This window comes from Klebsiella sp. P1954, assembly GCF_018199955.1.
GTDB classification, from domain to species: domain Bacteria; phylum Pseudomonadota; class Gammaproteobacteria; order Enterobacterales; family Enterobacteriaceae; genus Klebsiella; species Klebsiella pneumoniae.
The window spans coordinates 5,230,584-5,249,067 of the sequence record NZ_CP073373.1 but is presented as its reverse complement, the minus strand read 5'-3'; the positions used below and the strand labels follow the sequence as shown (position 1 = coordinate 5,249,067).

The following is an 18,484-nucleotide window of genomic DNA, read 5'->3' as shown; positions in this document are numbered from 1 at the left end:
GAATATGTATCATTTGGTTCATTTGCGCCATACTAGGTTGCTAAATTGTGATCATTATGTGTATTTTTTGTCACCCAAGAAAAAGGAGTTGCCATGACCGTCGTTGCCCATGATGAAGCACAATCCCTGAAGGCGCGGATCTTCAGCGCCGCTATCGCTGTCTTTGCTGAACACGGGCTGTCAGGCGCCCGCATGGAGCAGATCGCCACCGAGGCGCAGACCACCAAACGCATGGTGGTTTACTACTTCAAAAGCAAAGAACAGCTCTATCAGGAGGTGCTGCAGCATGTGTATGCGCGGATCCGCGAAACCGAGCAGCAGCTGGGGCTGGAGAATGTGCCGCCGGTGGAGGCGCTGGTGCGGCTGGTGCGCTGGAGCGTGCGCTATCACGCCACCCATGCGGACTATATGCGCGTCATTTGCATGGAGAATATGCAGCGCGGCAAGTGGTTAAAAAGCTCGGGTGAACTGAAGCCGCTGAATCGTACCGCCCTGTCGATACTGGAAGACATTTTACTGCGCGGCCAGCAGCAGGGCGTCTTTCAGGCGGGGCTCGACGCGCGCGATGTCCACCGGTTAATCAGCAGCTTCAGCTTTTATCAGGTGTCGAACTTCTACACCTTCAGCAGCCTGTATCTTGACGATCCGCTACCCGCCATCGACGATGAAGCGATGGTGGCTCACCATTGTGACATTGCCGTCAGGGCGGTGATCCGCTTCGTGATTTCCTGACCCGCTGGCGTAAGGGTTCAGTGCCCGGAAAGCGCATGAATGACTTTCTCCATAGCCTCCACGGTGAGCGGCGAACGCTGGATTTTGCGGTTCGCCAACGAGGTGCGCAGCACACCGGCAATGACAATGTGTTTCGGCTCCTGACCCAGGTCACGCATTTCCAGCACGACTTTACCCACCACGCGGCACATTTCCTGGTACAGGTCGTCGTCTTTTGCTTTATTTCCCATAGAATTTGGCTCGTATTTTATCATTATCAATCAAATCATTATTGATAGATTTCCCGCACAACGCAAACCATCGCCACTTTAAAGGTTCAATGACGCATTTTACCGGCTCACGATGGCGAAATAATCCATTTCTTTTACCCTTTTTCATAGCCGGTGACGAAAAAGTGTGTTGCGTAGATTTTTGCATAACGTGCCGGTTTTGTTACGCGTTTTGTCCATAATTTGAAACGAGGTTTTTATTTTCCTTTTTGATTTCGGCAGCGTATAATGCGCTTCGATTCTTTCTTGAATGGTTTCAGCGCATTGGACTGCATGATAAAACGCATAACACCTTGCCACATTTCATGGGCTGAACCGCCAGCACACATTCTTCTGCACGCTTCAGGGTTGTCACCTATCCTTAGGGCGTGGCTTAGCAACTTTCGTAATACAGGTTTGGCTCCCCGGCAGTGCGCCCGCGGAGCGAGAATTCCATATCCTTCACAACTTAAAGACTAAAACTGTCATGAAAAAGACCAAAATTGTTTGCACCATCGGTCCGAAAACCGAATCTGAAGAGATGCTGACCAAAATGCTGGAAGCCGGCATGAATGTGATGCGTCTGAACTTCTCCCACGGTGACTATGCGGAACACGGTCAGCGCATCCAGAACCTGCGCAATGTGATGAGCAAAACCGGTAAGAAAGCCGCTATTCTGCTGGACACCAAAGGGCCGGAAATCCGTACCATCAAGCTGGAAGGCGGCAACGACGTCTCCCTGAAAGCAGGCCAGACCTTCACCTTCACTACCGATAAATCCGTCATCGGCAACAACGAAATCGTTGCGGTAACCTATGAAGGCTTCACCTCCGACCTCGCCGTCGGCAACACCGTCCTGGTGGACGATGGCCTGATCGGCATGGAAGTTACGGCTATCGAAGGCAACAAAGTTATCTGTAAAGTGCTGAACAATGGCGACCTCGGCGAGAACAAAGGCGTTAACCTGCCGGGCGTCTCCATCGCCCTGCCGGCGCTGGCTGAGAAAGACAAACAGGATCTGATCTTCGGTTGCGAACAGGGCGTGGACTTCGTCGCGGCCTCCTTCATCCGTAAACGTTCCGACGTCGTCGAGATCCGTGAGCACCTGAAAGCCCACGGCGGCGAAAACATCCAGATCATCTCCAAAATCGAAAACCAGGAAGGCCTGAACAACTTCGACGAAATCCTCGAAGCGTCTGACGGCATCATGGTTGCGCGTGGCGACATGGGCGTGGAGATCCCGGTTGAAGAAGTTATCTTCGCCCAGAAAATGATCATCGAAAAATGTATCCGCGCGCGTAAAGTGGTTATCACCGCCACCCAGATGCTGGACTCCATGATCAAGAATCCGCGTCCGACCCGCGCTGAAGCCGGCGACGTGGCTAACGCCATCCTCGACGGCACCGATGCGGTGATGCTGTCCGGCGAATCCGCGAAAGGTAAATACCCGCTGGAAGCGGTCACCATCATGGCGACCATTTGCGAACGTACCGACCGCGTGATGACCAGCCGTCTGGACTTCAACAACGACAACCGTAAACTGCGCATCACCGAAGCGGTGTGCCGCGGCGCGGTAGAAACCGCTGAGAAACTGGAAGCGCCGCTGATCGTGGTCGCCACCCAGGGCGGTAAATCCGCACGCGCTGTGCGCAAATACTTCCCGGATGCCACCATCCTGGCGCTGACCACCAACGAAACCACCGCTCGTCAGCTGGTGCTGAGCAAAGGCGTGGTACCGCAGCTGGTGGAAGAGATTGCCTCTACCGATGATTTCTATCATCTGGGCAAAGACCTGGCGCTGAAGAGCGGCCTCGCGCGTAAAGGCGACGTAGTGGTGATGGTTTCCGGCGCATTAGTGCCGAGCGGCACGACTAATACCGCTTCCGTACACGTGCTGTAATAATTTACAGGTTAATTGGTTTTTTTTAATAAAGCGCCTCGCGGGGCGCTTTTTTTTATTCATTGATTAGCTCTTCCTATTAAAAATGCAAATCGGAATTTACTATTTAATAAGGGATTATCTAAGATGAATCCGATGGAAGCGCGCTGTTTTCACTCGCCTTTTTCAGCGATTCTGAGCAATTCGATGCTTCTTTGAGCGAACGATCAAAAATAAGTGCGTTCAGGTAAAAAAAATATTCTCATCCCAAAAAACTTTGTGTAATACTTGTAACGCTACATGGAGATTAACTCAATCTAGAGGGTATTAATAATGAATCGTACTAAACTGGTACTGGGCGCGGTAATCCTGGGTTCTACTCTGCTGGCTGGTTGCTCCAGCAATGCTAAAATCGATCAGCTGTCTTCTGACGTTCAGACTCTGAACGCTAAAGTTGACCAGCTGAGCAACGACGTGAACGCAATGCGTTCCGACGTTCAGGCTGCTAAAGACGACGCAGCTCGCGCTAACCAGCGTCTGGACAACCAGGCTCACTCTTACCGTAAGTAAGAGTTCTGGTAATAAAAATGGCGCACTTTGTGCGCCATTTTTTTTGCCCTCAGCATGAGGGCTATTGGGTAAGCAGACCGTTGTCAGACGAACTATTCTGCGCCGACAGCGACGTCGCCGTGCTACCTGCCCCCGCCGACACCACCACCGGATACCCCGCCCTTCTCGACATCGCTTTTTTCAACTGCAGGTCATCCACTGCTTTATCCTCTGCGAAGGCGTGAAACGCCGCTGGCAGCGTGTAAGCGATGGTCCGGGTGTTTTCCCCTTCGGTCTGCGAAAGCGGCCTGTGGACTTCGACATAGCGTTTACCATCCGGCTCGACGGCAAACTTCACCGGCTGATTGATAATCCGTACCGGCGTCCCGGTTTTCACCTGGCTGAACAGCGCTTTGATGTCATCAGCGTTCATCCGCATACAGCCCGAGCTGACGCGCAGACCAACGCTGTCTGGGGCGTTAGTTCCGTGGATGAGATATTCACCGTTACCGTAGGCCAGACGCAGCGCATAGCGCCCCAGGGGATTGTTCGGTCCGGCCGGGACCACCGCTGGCAGCGTCACCCCTTTCTCCAGCGAGCGCGCGCGGATGCCGGCGGTAGGCGTCCAGGTAGGGTTAGGGATCTTCTGCCCCACGCGGGTGGTCATCTCCGGCGTTTCCAGACCTAACTGGCCAATGCCCAGCGGATAGACCTGCACCTGATTCTCTCCCGGCGGGAAGTAATACAGCCGCAGTTCGGCGAGGTTGACGACAATGCCCTCCCTCGGCACGTCGGGCAGCAGCATCTGAGAAGGGATAAGGACCTGAGTGCCGGGCTTCGGCTGCACCGGCGCAATCGTATCGTTGGCTTCGAGGATCAGCATCGCCGCGGTATCGAAATGGCGCGCAATCGCCTGCAGGTTGCGATCTCCCTCCTGGACCGTCCAGTACTGATTCTGCCCAATCAGCCGACTGTTGGCGGGAGGAAGCGGGTAATCAACGGCCCAGGCGGCCGAGGAAGCGCCAAGGGCGCTGAGAAGGGCTAAGGTGATCATCGTTTTGCGTTTCATACTGAGATTCCTTCTTTCGCTGATAAAACGCCAGGAGACTGAACGGCGGCAGGGTCAGCGCCCTGCCGGACGTAACAGAATGAAATCTACCTGTTTATTCTAGCTAATATTTGCCGCTTTCGCGCGTATCGCGCGGATCATGGCTTCGAGGCCTTGCGAGCGGGAGGGGGTGAGATGCTGGGTGAGCGCCATTTTTTCAAACCACGGGCGCACGTCGAACTCGGTGATGTCCTGAGCGGTCATCCGGTCATAGAGGATAAACACCACCGCTATCAGACCCTTGACGATCGCCGCATCGCTATCGCCGCGCAGGGTGATCACGCCTGTGGGATCCTGGTCCATCACGATCCAGACCTGGCTTTGACAGCCCTGAATAATGTTCTGCACGCTATGTTCTTCCGGGCTTAGCGGCGCCAGACGCTGGCCAAGCTCGATGATATAGAGATACTTCTCTTCCCAGTTGGCGCAACGGCTAAAGTTACGCAACAGTTTGTCTTTGTCCGGTAGTGCCGCCATTGTCCCATCCTTTACCCTAACAGTTTGCGGATCCGCTGGAGGCCGGCCACCAGGCGGTCCACCTCTTCCGTGGTATTGTACATCGCCAGCGATGCCCGACACATAGCCGGTACCTGATACCGGGCCATCAACGGCATCGCGCAGTGGTGTCCGGTGCGCACGGCGATCCCGTAGTTATCGAGGAAGCTGCCGACGTCATAGGCGTGATGCTGACCGAGGTTGAAAGCAATTACCCCTTTACGCTGCGCCGGGCCGTAAAGGATCAGATCCGGTACCGCGCGCAGGGCATCGAGCGCGTAGCGCATCAGCGTCTGCTCATACTCGGCAATCTGCGTCAGTCCCAGCTGGCTGACGTAGGTCAGCGCCGCGCCGAGGCCAATGATCCCCCCGGTATTCGGCGTGCCGGCCTCAAAGCGCCACGGCGCCTGATTCCAGGTGGTGCCCTCCGTCAGGCTGACGGTGGCGATCATCGACCCGCCCCCTTCCCAAGGCGCCATCGTCTGCAGCAGCTCGGACCGGGCGTAGAGCACGCCGATCCCGGTCGGCCCATACAGCTTGTGGGCGGAGAAAACATAAAAATCGCAGCCCAGCGCCTGGACGTCCACCGGGTGGTGCATCACCGCCTGGGCGCCATCCACCAGCACTTTCGCGCCATGCTGATGCGCAAGAGCAATCAGCGCCGCCAGCGGGTTTTCCGTCCCCAGCACGTTGGAGACCTCGGTTATCGCCAGCAGGCGGGTGCGCGGGTCAAACAGTCCCGGGACAACATCCAGTTGCAGCGTACCGTCCGGGTTCAGGGGGATCACCCGCAGCTCAGCCCCGACGCGGGCGCAGAGCATCTGCCACGGCACAATATTGGCGTGGTGCTCCATTTCGCTGATGATGATGTTATCCCCGGCGCCGACGTTGGCGTTTCCCCAGCTGTTGGCCACCAGGTTGATACCCTCGGTGGTGCCGCGGACGAACACCACTTCCTCCGCCGATCCGGCGTTAAGGAAGGTGGCCGCCTGCTGACGCACGGCTTCCATCCGCGCGGTGGCTTCCGCGCTGAGGGTATGGATGCCGCGGTGCACCGCCGCGTAGCCGTGGCGATAGAATTCCGCTTCTGCGCCGATCACTGCCTCCGGCTTCTGGGCGCTGGCGGCGCTGTCGAGATAGACCAGCGGCTGACCGTTGACCTCCCGGTTCAGTACCGGAAAATCGGCGCGAACCTGTTCTACTGAAAATGTCATACTGTGCCTCCCGGCAAACGCTGTCCAATACGCGCCAGCACCTGCTCTCTGAGCGCGTCGCTGCGGATAGCCTCGGTGAGCTCGGCGGCGAAGGCGTAGAGGATCATCTGCTGCGCCGCCTGCTGTTCGATACCGCGCGAGCGCAGATAGAACAGCTGCTCTTCGTCAATGCGCCCCACCGTCGCCCCGTGGCTGCATTTCACGTCATCGGCGTAAATTTCCAACTGCGGTTTGGTGTCGACCTCCGCCAGCCGCCCGAGCAGCAGATTATTGTTGGTCATCTGACCGTCGGTTTTCAGCGCGAGCGGCGCGACGTTGATCAGCCCGTTAAACACCGCCCGCCCCTTATCGCTGACGATGGTTTTGTGCAGCTGGCGGCTGGTGCAGTAGCCGACCTGATGGTCGAGCCAGGTGCGGCTATCGCAGACCTCATTTTTCACCGGCATCGCCAGCGAATTGAGGCGCAGGTTGCTGTTTTCGCCGCCCAGGCGGGTGCTGGTCTGGTGACGCAGCACCTGGCCGCCAAGCAGGAAACTGCTGCTGAAGGCCGAGGCGTCGCGGCCCAGCAGCAGGTCGTTATGGGCGAAGTGATAGCTGCGGGCATTCTCAAATGCCAGCTTGATATGCTGGAGGTGCGCGTTATCGGCCACCGTCATGGTCAATCGCCCGCCGGTGAAATGCGGCTGCTCATTGAGGCTCAGGTAATGCTCGACAATCGTCGCCTCCGCCCCGCTCTCCAGCGCCAGGTGATGGCGATAGTGGGCGGTATTCAGCGCATCGCCGGTCAGGCCACTGGTGATATGCATCAGCAGCAGAGGTTTATCCAGGCGGCGGTTGCGCGGCACGCGAATGCGGGTCACCGTCTGGGCCAGGCTTTCGGTCAGATGGAGAAACACCTCCGGCTGCAGGGCATGCGGCAGATGCTGGCGCTGATTATCGACACTGACCTCCACGCCGCTGGCGGCAAGATCGTCGCTCAGCTGAGGATGATAGCGGCCATCGATAAACACCAGCCGCCAGGCGTCCAGCGGCAGCGCCAGCGCATCACGCTGTTCAGCACTGAGAGAGGCTCCCTCATCGGCGACAAAGCGACCGTTAAGTAGGGCATCCAGCGGAGTGTATTTCCAGTCCTCGTGCTTGCGCGTCGGCAGCCCAAGGCGCAGCAGCTGCTGCAGATGCTGACTGGCCTCCGGGGTACGCGGGCCGCCCTGCGCTTCAAACAGATGGTGCCACTGCTGCAGCGCGTTACTGCTGTTCGGTAAGCCAGCCATAGCCCTGCTCCTCCAGCTGTTTGACCAGAGAGAAATCGCCCGACTTCACAATCCGTCCCTGATACAGCACATGGACATAGTCCGGCTTGATATAGTCAAGGATGCGCTGATAGTGGGTGACAATGATAAAGGCGCGTTTGCCGTCGCGCAGGGCATTCACTCCCTGCGAGACGATTTTCAGGGCATCGATATCCAACCCCGAATCCGATTCATCGAGAATGCACAGCTCTGGCTCAAGCACCGCCATTTGCAGAATATCGTTGCGCTTTTTCTCACCGCCGGAGAAGCCAACGTTCACCGAGCGGGTCAGGAGATCTTCCGGCATCTGCAGCAGCTTGATCTTTTCCTCCATTAAGTCCTGGAAATCGAAACGATCCAGCGCCTCCTGGCCACGATAGTTGCGCACGGCATTCAGCGCAGTCTGCAGGAAAAACTGGTTGCTGACGCCGGGGATCTCTACCGGATACTGGAAGGCCATAAAGATACCTTCCCCGGCGCGATCTTCCGCAGCGAGTTCGAGCAGGTTTTTGCCCTTAAATTCAACGCGACCGCCAGTCACCTCATAATCTTCACGCCCGGCCAGGGTGGCCGAAAGCGTACTTTTGCCTGAGCCGTTCGGCCCCATAATGGCATGGACCTCTCCCGGGCGCACCTCAAGGTTCAGCCCGCGCAGGATCGCTTTATCTTCGACGGCGACGTGTAAATCTTGAATACTTAACATCTTTTTTCCTTAATTATCAGCCGACGCTATGTTCAAGGCTAATGGCCAGCAATTTTTGCGCCTCTACAGCGAACTCCAGCGGCAGCTCGGAGAAGACGTCTTTACAGAAACCGTTGACGATCATCGAGATGGCATCGTCTTCACTGATCCCGCGCTGCAGGCAGTAGAACAATTGATCTTCGCCAATCCGCGAGGTGGTCGCCTCGTGCTCCAGCTGGGCGCTGTTGTTGCGGCATTCAACATACGGGAAGGTATGCGCCCCGCAGTCCGGGCCGATCAGCATCGAATCGCACTGGGTATAGTTGCGGGCGTTGGTGGCGGTCGGCATGATTTTGACCAGCCCGCGATAGCTGTTCTGGCTGTGTCCAGCGGAGATCCCTTTCGAGATAATGGTCGAGCGGGTGTTCTTGCCGATATGGATCATTTTGGTGCCGGTGTCCGCCTGCTGATGGCCGCTGGTCAGCGCCACCGAAAAGAATTCGCCGATCGAGTTATCGCCGCGCAGGATGCAGCTGGGGTATTTCCAGGTGATGGCCGAGCCGGTTTCCGACTGGGTCCATGACATTTTGCTGTTCTCCCCTTCGCACAGGGCGCGCTTGGTGACGAAGTTGAGGATCCCGCCGGTGTTGTTATCGCCGGGGAACCAGTTCTGCACCGTGGAGTATTTCACTTCCGCGTCTTTATGGATGATGACTTCAACGACCGCGGCATGCAGCTGATAGCTGTCGCGCACCGGCGCCGAGCAGCCTTCAATATAGCTGACGTAGCTGCCTTCATCGGCCACCAGAATGGTGCGTTCAAACTGCCCGGTCTTTTCGGCGTTGATGCGGAAATAGGTCGACAGCTCCATCGGGCAGCGGACGCCCTTCGGCACATAGATAAAGGTGCCGTCCGAAGCCACCGCGGCGTTCAGCGCGGCAAAGAAGTTGTCATTCCCCGGCACTACGGTGCCCAGATACTTTTTCACCAGTTCCGGATGGTCGTGGATCGCCTCGCCGAAAGAACAGAAGATGATCCCCTGCTCGGCCAGCTTTTCTCGGTATGTGGTCGCCACCGACACCGAGTCAAATATCGCGTCCACCGCCACCTCGCGCCCTTCGCGTACCGGCACGCCCAGCTGGTTAAAGGCTTCTTCCACCTCGCTGGTCAGAAAGGTATTGGCCCCGGTCTGCTGCACCGCGCCAGGCTCGGAGGCGCAGGTCTCATCGCAGTTGCCGCAGGAGGGCGCGGAATAGTAGCTGTAATCCTGATAATTCAGCTTATCGTAATGCGCTTTCAGCCAGTGCGGCTCCTCCATTTCCAGCCACGCCCGGTAGGCATTCAGACGAAACTCCAACATCCACTGCGGCTCATTGCGGCGAGCCGAGATAGCCCGAACGACTTCTTCATTAATGCCTTTGGCCAGCTCATCGGTTTGCAGGCGAGTAAAAAAGCCCTCTTTGTAGTTGAGCGGGCCGCCGGTCCAGGTTTTGACATCGTCAGTTGCTTCAGTATTACGCGACATAGTTACTCCGCCTGCACCCCAAAACTTTCGCCGCAGCCGCACTCATGCTGCGCTTTCGGGTTATGAAATTTAAAGATTTCATTTAAACCTTCCCGGACATAATCCAACTCGGTGCCGTCGATGAACGGCATCGCCTGCAGCGGCGCAAACAGCTTCGCCCCGTCAGATTCAAAGAGCAGATCGTCGGGCGCCGGCTCGGCAATCATTTCGAGCACATAGCCAAAACCGGCGCAGCCGCTGGTTTTAATGCCCAGCCGCAGCCCTTTCTTATCCGGCTGCTTGCGCATCAGATCGCGGATATGCGCGGCAGCGGCCGGCGTCATGGTCAGTCCCTGCCAGCTGAAATCGGCGGGATTAAAAGTTCCTGCTTGTACTTCCATCGATAGACCTCCAGGTTGGCGCCATCAAGGCATACCGCCATGTTAGTGATAATGATTATCACTTCACCCCTTCTGCAGCAGGGGTATTGCCTCATTTAGTGCTTTTTATAAGCATAGACCCTCGACCGGGGATTATCAGGGCGTGCAAATAGAAGTTAATCGATTGATTTATAATATGTTATTTTGAAATCATTCTATCTCCGCACGCAATGGCAAAGATGTATCGAAAATACCGATTTATGCAATAGCGGCAGACCACCTTGCTGGTTATCCTTTGCAGGCGAGCATAAAGTGACAACGTAACAGAAAGACTATGCCAGCGCAGGGCGCGGCCCGGCCATGCGCTAGCAAAAAGCGGGTAGTGAAAGCGCCCGCCGGTAACGCTTCAGGAAAGGAATAAGCGCCGCTCGCCTGGCCGCGTTCGGGAAATAAAAACCAAAATAAAACGGGCACACGGGGCTGCCAGGCGGGATACCGGCTGGCTAGGTGCCTTTACTCACCAGCCGGGCGGCCTGGACAAAGACCTCATCCTCTACCCCGTCCCCCTTCTGTCTGCCCAGCCTCACCAGTTCATCCACGATACTCCCCTGATTAATCTGCTTTTGGGTCGCCACTAAGCTAATGACCGCCGCGCCGATGGCCATGCCAATCAATGCCGTTTGTTCATCTTTATCTTTCATGGTGTCGCTCCGTCTGTCCTCCTCAGAAAGGCTAGCAAAAGATACCATCTGCTCAATTTCAAATTCACCTTCTTTACGTCTGACGCAAAGCCTGCGGCAGGGCACCTGGCAGGAGAAAAACAAACTAAGCGGCTGATTACAATGGCATAACACTAATGGACAATTAACAGACTTGTGAGTCTTGAAATTATTTTTTAGACTCCGTAGTCTGTTTATTATCAATTGCGTAAAATCTTATGCCTAATTCGACCTTGTTTTTCATCACCCTTTGTCTCTCTCGCGTCCTGGTGACCTTCTTCTTCTGGATGGCAGGCATCTACGGCGTCTTTCATTTCGCGGAGATCGTTCAGGAGATGGTGACCGTCGGCCTGCCGTGGCCGGTCTTGTTCGCGGCGGGCACGATTTTTTGCCAGCTGGCGGGTTCGGCGCTGATCGTTTTTAATCCTGCCGGCTACGGCTGGATTGGATCGGGGATGCTGATTGTGTTTACATTACTCACTATTCCGCTGGGACACGCCTTCTGGGCCTTCAGTGAACCCCGGCGCACTGAGGAATTCCATATTGCGCTTGAACACATTACCGTGGTCGGAGGATTAATTATGAGCGCGCTGTTTGCAGGCTATCGGCGATGAGCGAAACCCCTCGTCAGAAAGGTCGGCCAAAAGATCCATTGAAAACGCAGGCGATACTTCAGGCCGCCCGTAAGCTGTTTCTGGAACAGGGCCTGGAGGTGACAACGGCCGAAATCGCCCGCGTAGCCGGGGTGGCGAAAGCCACCCTGTATGCCAATTTCAGCGATAAAGAACATCTGATAGAGGCGGTCTTACGCCAGGAATCGGATCTCACCATCAGCGACCATGATTTCGCCCAGCGCCATCATCTGCCACTGATCGAGGTACTGACGGCGTTTGGCTATCGCTTTGTCCGCTTTATCAACCAGCGGGAACTGACCGGCTGGGACCGACTGATCGCCTCGGCTGCCGTGCGTCACCCCGATCTCCCCGGCCGCTTTTACGCCGCCGGGCCGGGGCGCGCGCAGCAGATGCTGGAAGCGATCATCGCCGAGGCGATCGAAGCCGGTACTTTACGAGCCTGCGATCCGCAGGAGGCTGCCGACGAACTGGCCGGTTTATGGTTGGGAATGACCAGCCTGGCGATAAAACTTGGCGCAAGACCTCCGCTGTCCGACGACGAAATCAAACAGCGGGTTGAGCGCGCCCTGGACGTCTTTCTGCGCGCGTATTCCCTGGCGCCGGGCTGATCTCTCCTTCCCCTTTGCAGTGCTGTGGCCTGGCGCAAGGCTGATTTATTGTGCCCAATCCGCGCCCGGCGCAAAAAATAATGTCCTTGCCGATTAGCATTAAAAGAAAATAACAACCACAGAGTGCAACGCAGATTATTCCATGAGGGAATAGTGGGAATGCTAATATTTCATTTCCTCGCCGGTTTTTAGAGGCCTATAGTTTTTTTACCTGCAGAACATCCACTAAGGTTAAAAAACATAAGGACATAATAATGATTGTTTCAGCCCCCAGCGATTATCGCGAAGCCGCTCGTCGTCGTCTGCCCCGCTTCCTTTTCGATTATATTGACGGTGGCGCGGTGGCGGAAAACACCATGAACGCCAACGCCGCCGAGCTTGCCTCGGTAGCTCTTCGCCAGCGCGTACTGTGCGGGGCCGGCGAACCGACGCTGGCGACCACGATCCTTGATGCCCCATGGGCGATGCCCGTGGCGCTGGGGCCCGTCGGCGCCACCGGGATGTACGCCCGCCGCGGCGAAGTCCAGGCGGCCCGCGCCGCCTCCCGCGCCGGGATCCCGTACACCTTATCCACCGTGTCGGTCTGCTCGATTGAAGAGGTGGCGAGCCACGCCAGCGGCGCGCTCTGGTCCCAGCTGTACGTACTGAAAGATCGCGGCTATATGCGTAACGCGCTGGAGCGCGCCTGGGCCGCTGGCATGAAAACCCTGGTATTTACCGTCGATATGCCAATCCCCGGCTCGCGGTATCGCGATAACCGCTCAGGGATGTCCGGGCCGCACGCCACCCTGCGACAATATCTCCAGGCTTGCACCCATCCGCGCTGGGCGATGAACGTCGGGCTGGCGGGCAGACCCCTGTCGTTTGGTAATATCGAAGCCTACACCGGCCACAAAATGACCATGGACGACTATATGGGGTTCATCAGCAACAACTTCGACCCGTCCATCGCCTGGCACGATCTGGAGTGGATCCGCGACAGCTGGCAAGGAAAATTAATCATCAAAGGGATCCTCGATGCCGACGATGCGCGCAATGCCGTGCGGCTTGGCGCCGATGGTATTGTGGTGTCAAATCATGGCGGCAGACAGCTCGATGGCGCCATCCCCACCGCCCGGGCGCTGCCCAGGGTGGTGGATGCGGTCGGCGACGATCTGACAGTGCTTGCCGATTCCGGGGTGCGCTCCGGCGTGGACGTTATACGTCTGCTGGCCCTCGGCGCGAAAGGCGTGCTGCTCGGTCGGGCCTATATTTATGCCCTGGCCGCGGCGGGCGAAGCGGGCGTGGCGCATCTGCTGCGCTTATTTGCCGAGGATATGAAGGTTACCATGACCCTCACCGGCGCGACCTCGCCATCGGCCATCAGCCTCGATTGCCTTGATCGCCTCGAACAGGATCAACACCGCATTCATGCGGTGCCGGTATCCTTACCCGCCTGACGCTGCCCGGGACCTGGCCTGGCCATGTGCCTCGCCCAGGTCCGGCAAAGTGGAATTACCTCTGAAGGTGCAACTCTGTCTGTTGTACCGTGTTCTCCGGACGGATGCGGAACCAGATCGCGTACATGGCCGGCAGGAAGATAAGGGTCATGATGGTTCCCCCCAGCGTCCCGCCAATCAGCGTATAGGCGAGCGTTCCCCAGAAGACCGAATGAGTGAGCGGAATGAACGCCAGGATCGCCGCCAGCGCGGTCAGCAGAACCGGGCGGGCGCGCTGCACCGTCGCCTCCACCACCGCGTGGAACGGATCGAGCCCCGCCTGTTGGTTATGATGGATTTGGCCAATCAGGATCAGCGTATTGCGCATCAGGATCCCCGACAGGGCGATCAGGCCCACCAGGGCATTGATGCCAAACGGCTGATTGAACAGCAGCAGCGTCGGGACCACGCCAATCAGCCCCAGCGGCGCGGTCAGGAAAACCATGACCATCGCCGACAGCGAACGCACCTGCAGGATAATGATCAGCAGCGTGAGGGCGATCATTATCGGAAATAACGGCACCATCGCCCGGGTGGCCTTGCCGGATTCCTCAATCGACCCCGCCGTCTCGATGCGATAGCCAGGCGGCAGCGAGTCGATAATGGGCTGCAGCGGCTTCATCAGCGCGGTGGAGACATCCGGCGGCTGCAGGTTCTCCGCAACATCTCCGCGGACGGTGATGGTCGGCGTGCGGTCGCGACGGCGAAGCAGCGGGTCCTCCATCCTGATCGACACGTCGCCAATCTGTGACAAGGGAACCCGCTGCCCGCCGCTGCCCACCAGGGTGAAGTCGGCGATTTTCGCCGGATCCAGACGGATGTCGCCCGCCGCGCGGCCGATCACCTGCACGGCGCGAATATCTTCCCGGACGGTGGTGATCGGGATCCCTGACAGCAGGAACTGCAGCTGCTGGGCGACGGACTGGGAGCTGAGTCCGCTCGCCTGCAGCCGATCCTGATTGAGGCTGAAATGCATCACCGGTACCCGCGAACCCCAGTCGGTATTGACGGTGCGCATCAGCGGACTGGCCTGCAGCACCGATTTAACCCGCTCGGCGATGTCGAGCAGAGCGTGCGGATCGGGCCCCATCACCCGCCAGGCGACCGGATAAGGCGAATAAGGGCCAAACACCAGCTGAGTGACGCGCACCCGCGCCTCCGGCGCCAGGCCATTGGCCACCGCCTCCCGCAGCCGCCGCTTGAGCGCCTCGCGGGCACCCTGCCCGTCGGTCAACACCACCAGTTTGGCGAAGGAGGGATCGGGCAATTCCGGAGCCATCGCCAGGTAAAAGCGCGGCGCGCCCTGGCCGATATAGCTGGTGACAATCTTCGCCTCCGGCTGCCGCTGCAGCCAGTGCTCAATTTTCGCCGCCGCGGCGCTGGTCTGGCTAATCGACGACCCGTAAGGCAGCTGCACTTCAACCAGCACTTCCGGACGATCGGAGGTGGGGAAAAACTGCTTTTTCACCACGCTCATGCCCAGAATCGCCACGATAAACAGCGCCACCACCCCGGCGGCCACGCGCCATTTGTGAGCAATAACCCGGGTCAGCAGCCGACGGAAGCGCTGATAGCGCGGGGTGTCATACAGCGCGGCGTGGCCGGCCGCCGCGGGCTTTCTGTCCGGCAACAGGTGCACCCCCAGCCAGGGGGTAAAAATCACCGCCACAATCCAGGAGGCAATCAGCGCGATACCGACGATCCAGAACACATTGCTGGCGTACTCCCCGGCGGTGGACTGCGCAAATCCATTGGGCATAAAGCCCACAGCCGTCACCAGGGTACCGGCCAGCATGGGCGCGGCGGTATGGCTCCAGGCATAGGCCGAGGCTTTGAGGCGGTCGTACCCCTCCTCCATTTTTACCACCATCATTTCGATGGCAATGATGGCATCATCCACCAGCAGCCCCAGGGCGAGGATCAGCGAGCCGAGAGTGATACGGTCGAAGTTTTTGCCGGTCGCCGCCATCACCACAAACACCACGGCGAGGGTTAAAGGCACCGCCGCCGCGACCACCATGCCCACGCGCCACCCCATGCTGACAAAGCACACCGCCATCACCACCAGCAGGGCGACAAAGAATTTGATCATGAACTCATCGACCGCGGCGCTGATATTCACCGACTGATCGGTCACCTTGGTCAACGACATGCCGAGCGGCAGGTTCTGATTGATGCTGGCCGTTTCGGCATCCAGCGCTTTTCCCAGCGCCAGACCATTCCAGCCCTCACGCATCACCACGCCCAGCAGCAGCGCCGGTTCGCCCTGATGGCGGATCAGGAAGGTGGCGGGATCTTCGTACCCCCGCTCAACCGTGGCGACATCGGCCAGTTTCAGCGTTCTGCCCCCGGCAATAATCGGCGTGTCGCGGATCTGCTGCAGGCGGTCGAACGCCCCGTCGAGGCGGATAAAGATCTGCCCGCCCCGGGTCTCGATAGCCCCGGCGGCGGTCAGCACATTCTGGCTGTTCAGCGCGGCAAAAATCGCCTCCGGCGAGAGACCCAGAGTGGCGAGACGGTCATGAGAAAACGAGAGATAAATGCGCTCCGCCTGTTCGCCGAGGATATTCACTTTTTTCACCCCGGATACATGCAGCAGCTGCTGGCGCAGGGCTTCAGCGTCACGCACCAGCTGCCGCGGCGGCTCTCCCCGCGCCTTCAGAGCAAAGAGGGCAAAGGTGACATCGGCGAATTCGTCATTCATCATCGGGCCGGAGACGCCGGCAGACAGGTTTTTCGCCTCATCCCCGAGCTTTTTGCGCGCCTGATAAAACTGCTCCGGCACCTCGGAAGGCGGGGTCTGATCCTGCAGCGACAGGGTGATCAACGCCATGCCAGGCCGGGTATAGGTCTCCGTGCGATCGTACCACTTTAGCTCCTGGAGCCGTTTTTCCAGCGGCTCGGCGACCTGATCCTGCATCTCCTGCGCGGTGGCGCCGGGCCAGACGGTAATGACCGTCATTTGCTTGACCGTAAAGGGCGGATCTTCCGCTCGCCCGAGTCCGAAGAACGCCACCAGCCCGGCGACGGAGATAAGGATAATCAAAAACAGGGTCACCGACCGCTCGCGGACGGCCAGCGCGGAGAGATTAAAACGCCCGGCGCTCATGGCTGGCTCCCGGCGGCATTATGCTCGCGTCGTTCCGCCAGACGCACCGCCTCGCCCTGGTGCAGAAGATGGGCGCCCAGGGCGACGATCGGCTCGCCGGGCTTCAGCGGGCCGGTCACCCGCGCGGTTTCATCATCCAGGCCGAGCACAGTTACCGGTTGCCAGGAGACGGTGGCCGGACGAGAGGCAATGCGCCAGACGCCAGGGCCGTTACCCGGATCGTATACCGACGCCAGGGGCACCGCCAGCACCTGGCCTGGCGCCTGGTCGTTGCCGATGCGCAGGGTCACGGTAGACCCCAGCGGGGCATTCGCCAGCGCGCCGTTCAGTACATAGCGCGCTTCAAAGGTGCGGGTGGTGGCGTCAGCCGCGTCCGAAAGCAGGCGCAGGGTCGCCGTGACCGGCTGAGATTCGCTGCCATAGCGTGTCGCCAGCGCCTCGCTGCCGACCGCCGGGCGCAGCGTCTCCGGCAGTTGCACCCGCGCTTCGCGCTGCCCCGCCCGCGCCAGGCGGATCACCACCTGCCCGGCGCTGACCACCTGCCCCGGCTCAGCGAGGGTTTCCACCACCACGCCGTCAGCATCCGCCAGCAGTCCGGCATAGCCGGTGGCGTTTTGCGCCACATTGGCCTGCGCCTGGGCCGCGCTGAGGTCGGCTCTCGCCGCCTCTGCTGCCGCGTTAATCTGGTCGAATTCCGCGGCAGAGATGGCGCCGCTCGCCACCAGGCCGCGATAGCGGGCCAGATCGTTGGCCGCCTTTTTGGCTCGCGCCCGCGCGGCATCTACGGCCCGCTGTTGGGACTGCGCCTGCAAGGCTAGATCAGCCGGATCCAGGCGCAGCAGCAGCTGACCGCGCTTGACGCTCTGCCCGGTTTCCACCCGCCGTTCAAGCACTTTTCCCGCCACCCTGAAGCCGAGGTCGCTTTGGGTTCGGGCCACTACCACGCCGGTAAAGGCCCGCGAGCCGACCTCCGCGCGCTCGACGGTCGCCACCCGGACCAGCGGCGGCCGGATGCGGGGGTCGTCATGATCGGCAGGTTCGCCGCAGCCCGCGAGGGCCAGCGGCAGGAGGCAGACGGCAAGATGGACGGCATTGAGCCTGAGCATGGGTCACCTTAATGAAAAGACCGGATGGTGACCGCATTCTCAGACTAGTGACTAATAAAGTCAATAGTCACTAATCAGGGGGAGAGACTTCTCAGGATCAGGGAGGCAAGCAGCACCGCCGCGGTGGGCGCGGTGTCGAGATTGTATTGCAACTGCACCGGATTGATGAAAGGACACATCACCATATACACCGCCAGGGTCGCTTCATCCAGCGGGGTTTTGCGCTCGAACTCACCCGCCTGGCGGCCTTCGACAAGGATTTGACCAATCAGCTGCTGCAGATGACCGGCATACTGTTCCGTTGAAGGCCATTTATCGCGCGCCGCGACGGCGGCGATGTCGTACAGTTTGCGATCCTCGAAAAACAGTTCACTGCCGGCCTCGGTCAGCGCCCGGAACAGGCGGCGCAGTTTCTCGCTGGCGGACGGCGCATCGGCGATGGCCTCGCTAACGGCCACCATGATCTTCTCCAGCCGGCTGGCGCAAATCGCCTCGCCAATCGCCTGCTTGGAGTCAAAGAATTTATAGATATAGGCTTTGGAAAAGCCTATCGCTTTGGCGAGATCGGTGACCGTCGTTTTCTCATAGCCATAGCGACTAAAGTGCGCCATGGCCGCGTCAAGAATCTGGTCCCGAACGCTGTGGTCATGGGGACCACGGCTTGCAGGGGTGGGGGTATTTTTCGTCATCCGTTTAGCTTAATGCGATCGCTATCGTTTGACAACGAGTGACGTTATTATGATTTAGTC

Annotated in this window: 21 protein-coding genes; 7 read left to right on the top strand and 14 right to left on the bottom strand. The window is 58.6% G+C overall.

Translation table 11 applies throughout. The annotated features are described in order from the left end of the window. Positions 1–93: 93 nt before the first annotated feature. A complete protein-coding gene (locus tag KB890_RS25245) occupies positions 94–732 on the top strand; it encodes a TetR/AcrR family transcriptional regulator (RefSeq protein WP_002908844.1) in 639 nt (212 codons plus the stop codon). Positions 733–749: 17 nt separating this feature from the next. Here the strand turns inward: KB890_RS25245 and fumD are convergent, their stop codons facing one another. From fumD to KB890_RS25230, 3 genes are all read right to left on the bottom strand, one after another. Continuing rightward, on the bottom strand, positions 750–962 hold the full coding sequence (gene fumD / locus KB890_RS25240) for a fumarate hydratase FumD (protein ID WP_004180357.1): 213 nt from the start codon (positions 960–962) through the stop codon (positions 750–752). After that, the gene (locus tag KB890_RS25235) at positions 952–1,110 is read right to left on the bottom strand and encodes a hypothetical protein (protein ID WP_020324850.1); all 159 of its coding nucleotides are present in this window, start codon (positions 1,108–1,110) and stop codon (positions 952–954) included. The genes fumD and KB890_RS25235 overlap by 11 nt, the downstream gene beginning before the upstream one ends. 88 nt (positions 1,111–1,198) lie before the next feature. Beyond that, on the bottom strand, positions 1,199–1,330 hold the full coding sequence (locus tag KB890_RS25230) for a hypothetical protein (protein ID WP_004217210.1): 132 nt from the start codon (positions 1,328–1,330) through the stop codon (positions 1,199–1,201). A 137-nt stretch (positions 1,331–1,467) separates the two neighbouring features. On the opposite strand from KB890_RS25230, the gene pykF reads away from it, so the two are divergent. Both pykF and KB890_RS25220 read left to right on the top strand, forming a co-directional pair. Continuing rightward, entirely contained in the window at positions 1,468–2,880 is a 1,413-nt protein-coding gene (gene pykF / locus KB890_RS25225; protein ID WP_002908859.1) for a pyruvate kinase PykF, read from the top strand. A 312-nt stretch (positions 2,881–3,192) separates the two neighbouring features. Beyond that, positions 3,193–3,429: a major outer membrane lipoprotein gene (locus KB890_RS25220; RefSeq protein WP_002908860.1), complete on the top strand. Its 237-nt coding sequence runs from the start codon at positions 3,193–3,195 to the stop codon at positions 3,427–3,429. A gap of 61 nt (positions 3,430–3,490) precedes the next feature. Here KB890_RS25220 and ldtE read toward each other — a convergent pair whose 3' ends face one another. The 8 genes from ldtE to KB890_RS25180 all read right to left on the bottom strand — a co-directional run bounded on the left by ldtE (position 3,491) and on the right by KB890_RS25180 (position 10,781). After that, the gene (gene ldtE / locus KB890_RS25215; RefSeq protein WP_004180358.1) at positions 3,491–4,477 is read right to left on the bottom strand and encodes a L,D-transpeptidase LdtE; all 987 of its coding nucleotides are present in this window, start codon (positions 4,475–4,477) and stop codon (positions 3,491–3,493) included. A gap of 99 nt (positions 4,478–4,576) precedes the next feature. After that, positions 4,577–4,993, bottom strand: a complete 417-nt coding sequence (sufE, locus tag KB890_RS25210) for a cysteine desulfuration protein SufE (protein WP_002908865.1) — start codon at positions 4,991–4,993, stop codon at positions 4,577–4,579. 11 nt (positions 4,994–5,004) lie between these two features. Then, entirely contained in the window at positions 5,005–6,225 is a 1,221-nt protein-coding gene (gene sufS, locus KB890_RS25205) for a cysteine desulfurase SufS (protein WP_002908867.1), read from the bottom strand. Then, complete coding sequence (sufD, locus tag KB890_RS25200; protein ID WP_004180359.1) at positions 6,222–7,496, bottom strand: Fe-S cluster assembly protein SufD; 1,275 nt, start codon at positions 7,494–7,496, stop codon at positions 6,222–6,224. The genes sufS and sufD overlap by 4 nt, the downstream gene beginning before the upstream one ends. Next, positions 7,471–8,217 (bottom strand): Fe-S cluster assembly ATPase SufC, encoded by a 747-nt coding sequence (gene sufC, locus KB890_RS25195; protein ID WP_002908876.1) that lies wholly within the window; start codon positions 8,215–8,217, stop codon positions 7,471–7,473. Before sufC ends, sufD begins: the two co-directional genes overlap by 26 nt. Before the next feature lie 16 nt (positions 8,218–8,233). Next, a complete protein-coding gene (gene sufB / locus KB890_RS25190) occupies positions 8,234–9,721 on the bottom strand; it encodes a Fe-S cluster assembly protein SufB (RefSeq protein ID WP_002908877.1) in 1,488 nt (495 codons plus the stop codon). 2 nt (positions 9,722–9,723) lie between these two features. Then, a complete protein-coding gene (gene sufA / locus KB890_RS25185) occupies positions 9,724–10,101 on the bottom strand; it encodes a Fe-S cluster assembly scaffold SufA (RefSeq protein WP_004143232.1) in 378 nt (125 codons plus the stop codon). 482 nt (positions 10,102–10,583) lie between these two features. Beyond that, a complete protein-coding gene (locus tag KB890_RS25180) occupies positions 10,584–10,781 on the bottom strand; it encodes a hypothetical protein (protein ID WP_002908880.1) in 198 nt (65 codons plus the stop codon). On the opposite strand from KB890_RS25180, the gene KB890_RS25175 reads away from it, so the two are divergent. From KB890_RS25175 to lldD, 4 genes are all read left to right on the top strand, one after another. Continuing rightward, the gene (locus KB890_RS25175; protein ID WP_014343173.1) at positions 10,780–10,917 is read left to right on the top strand and encodes a hypothetical protein; all 138 of its coding nucleotides are present in this window, start codon (positions 10,780–10,782) and stop codon (positions 10,915–10,917) included. The genes KB890_RS25180 and KB890_RS25175 overlap by 2 nt on opposite strands. Before the next feature lie 100 nt (positions 10,918–11,017). Next, entirely contained in the window at positions 11,018–11,413 is a 396-nt protein-coding gene (locus tag KB890_RS25170; protein ID WP_004143228.1) for a DoxX family protein, read from the top strand. Then, positions 11,410–12,042, top strand: a complete 633-nt coding sequence (locus KB890_RS25165) for a TetR/AcrR family transcriptional regulator (protein ID WP_002908882.1) — start codon at positions 11,410–11,412, stop codon at positions 12,040–12,042. The genes KB890_RS25170 and KB890_RS25165 overlap by 4 nt, the downstream gene beginning before the upstream one ends. A gap of 254 nt (positions 12,043–12,296) precedes the next feature. Continuing rightward, positions 12,297–13,481, top strand: coding sequence for an FMN-dependent L-lactate dehydrogenase LldD (gene lldD, locus KB890_RS25160; RefSeq protein ID WP_004180360.1), 1,185 nt, complete (start codon positions 12,297–12,299; stop codon positions 13,479–13,481). A gap of 55 nt (positions 13,482–13,536) precedes the next feature. Here lldD and KB890_RS25155 read toward each other — a convergent pair whose 3' ends face one another. From KB890_RS25155 to KB890_RS25145, 3 genes are all read right to left on the bottom strand, one after another. Next, positions 13,537–16,629, bottom strand: coding sequence for an efflux RND transporter permease subunit (locus KB890_RS25155; RefSeq protein ID WP_004180361.1), 3,093 nt, complete (start codon positions 16,627–16,629; stop codon positions 13,537–13,539). After that, a complete protein-coding gene (locus KB890_RS25150) occupies positions 16,626–17,735 on the bottom strand; it encodes an efflux RND transporter periplasmic adaptor subunit (RefSeq protein WP_015958591.1) in 1,110 nt (369 codons plus the stop codon). Before KB890_RS25150 ends, KB890_RS25155 begins: the two co-directional genes overlap by 4 nt. 74 nt (positions 17,736–17,809) lie before the next feature. After that, the gene (locus KB890_RS25145) at positions 17,810–18,424 is read right to left on the bottom strand and encodes a TetR/AcrR family transcriptional regulator (protein WP_002908963.1); all 615 of its coding nucleotides are present in this window, start codon (positions 18,422–18,424) and stop codon (positions 17,810–17,812) included. Positions 18,425–18,484: the final 60 nt, after the last annotated feature.

Excerpts from the sequence above, each read along its gene's own strand:
- KB890_RS25245 (WP_002908844.1), top strand. The coding sequence starts at position 94 with ATGACCGTCGTTGCCCATGATGAAGCACAATCCCTGAAGGCGCGGATC.
- fumD (WP_004180357.1), bottom strand. The coding sequence starts at position 962 with ATGGGAAATAAAGCAAAAGACGACGACCTGTACCAGGAAATGTGCCGC.
- KB890_RS25235 (WP_020324850.1), bottom strand. The coding sequence starts at position 1,110 with ATGAAAAAGGGTAAAAGAAATGGATTATTTCGCCATCGTGAGCCGGTA.
- KB890_RS25230 (WP_004217210.1), bottom strand. The coding sequence starts at position 1,330 with ATGTGTGCTGGCGGTTCAGCCCATGAAATGTGGCAAGGTGTTATGCGT.
- pykF (WP_002908859.1), top strand. The coding sequence starts at position 1,468 with ATGAAAAAGACCAAAATTGTTTGCACCATCGGTCCGAAAACCGAATCT.
- KB890_RS25220 (WP_002908860.1), top strand. The coding sequence starts at position 3,193 with ATGAATCGTACTAAACTGGTACTGGGCGCGGTAATCCTGGGTTCTACT.
- ldtE (WP_004180358.1), bottom strand. The coding sequence starts at position 4,477 with ATGAAACGCAAAACGATGATCACCTTAGCCCTTCTCAGCGCCCTTGGC.
- sufE (WP_002908865.1), bottom strand. The coding sequence starts at position 4,993 with ATGGCGGCACTACCGGACAAAGACAAACTGTTGCGTAACTTTAGCCGT.
- sufS (WP_002908867.1), bottom strand. The coding sequence starts at position 6,225 with ATGACATTTTCAGTAGAACAGGTTCGCGCCGATTTTCCGGTACTGAAC.
- sufD (WP_004180359.1), bottom strand. The coding sequence starts at position 7,496 with ATGGCTGGCTTACCGAACAGCAGTAACGCGCTGCAGCAGTGGCACCAT.
- sufC (WP_002908876.1), bottom strand. The coding sequence starts at position 8,217 with ATGTTAAGTATTCAAGATTTACACGTCGCCGTCGAAGATAAAGCGATC.
- sufB (WP_002908877.1), bottom strand. The coding sequence starts at position 9,721 with ATGTCGCGTAATACTGAAGCAACTGACGATGTCAAAACCTGGACCGGC.
- sufA (WP_004143232.1), bottom strand. The coding sequence starts at position 10,101 with ATGGAAGTACAAGCAGGAACTTTTAATCCCGCCGATTTCAGCTGGCAG.
- KB890_RS25175 (WP_014343173.1), top strand. The coding sequence starts at position 10,780 with ATGGTGTCGCTCCGTCTGTCCTCCTCAGAAAGGCTAGCAAAAGATACC.
- KB890_RS25180 (WP_002908880.1), bottom strand. The coding sequence starts at position 10,781 with ATGAAAGATAAAGATGAACAAACGGCATTGATTGGCATGGCCATCGGC.
- KB890_RS25170 (WP_004143228.1), top strand. The coding sequence starts at position 11,018 with ATGCCTAATTCGACCTTGTTTTTCATCACCCTTTGTCTCTCTCGCGTC.
- KB890_RS25165 (WP_002908882.1), top strand. The coding sequence starts at position 11,410 with ATGAGCGAAACCCCTCGTCAGAAAGGTCGGCCAAAAGATCCATTGAAA.
- lldD (WP_004180360.1), top strand. The coding sequence starts at position 12,297 with ATGATTGTTTCAGCCCCCAGCGATTATCGCGAAGCCGCTCGTCGTCGT.
- KB890_RS25155 (WP_004180361.1), bottom strand. The coding sequence starts at position 16,629 with ATGAGCGCCGGGCGTTTTAATCTCTCCGCGCTGGCCGTCCGCGAGCGG.
- KB890_RS25150 (WP_015958591.1), bottom strand. The coding sequence starts at position 17,735 with ATGCTCAGGCTCAATGCCGTCCATCTTGCCGTCTGCCTCCTGCCGCTG.
- KB890_RS25145 (WP_002908963.1), bottom strand. The coding sequence starts at position 18,424 with ATGACGAAAAATACCCCCACCCCTGCAAGCCGTGGTCCCCATGACCAC.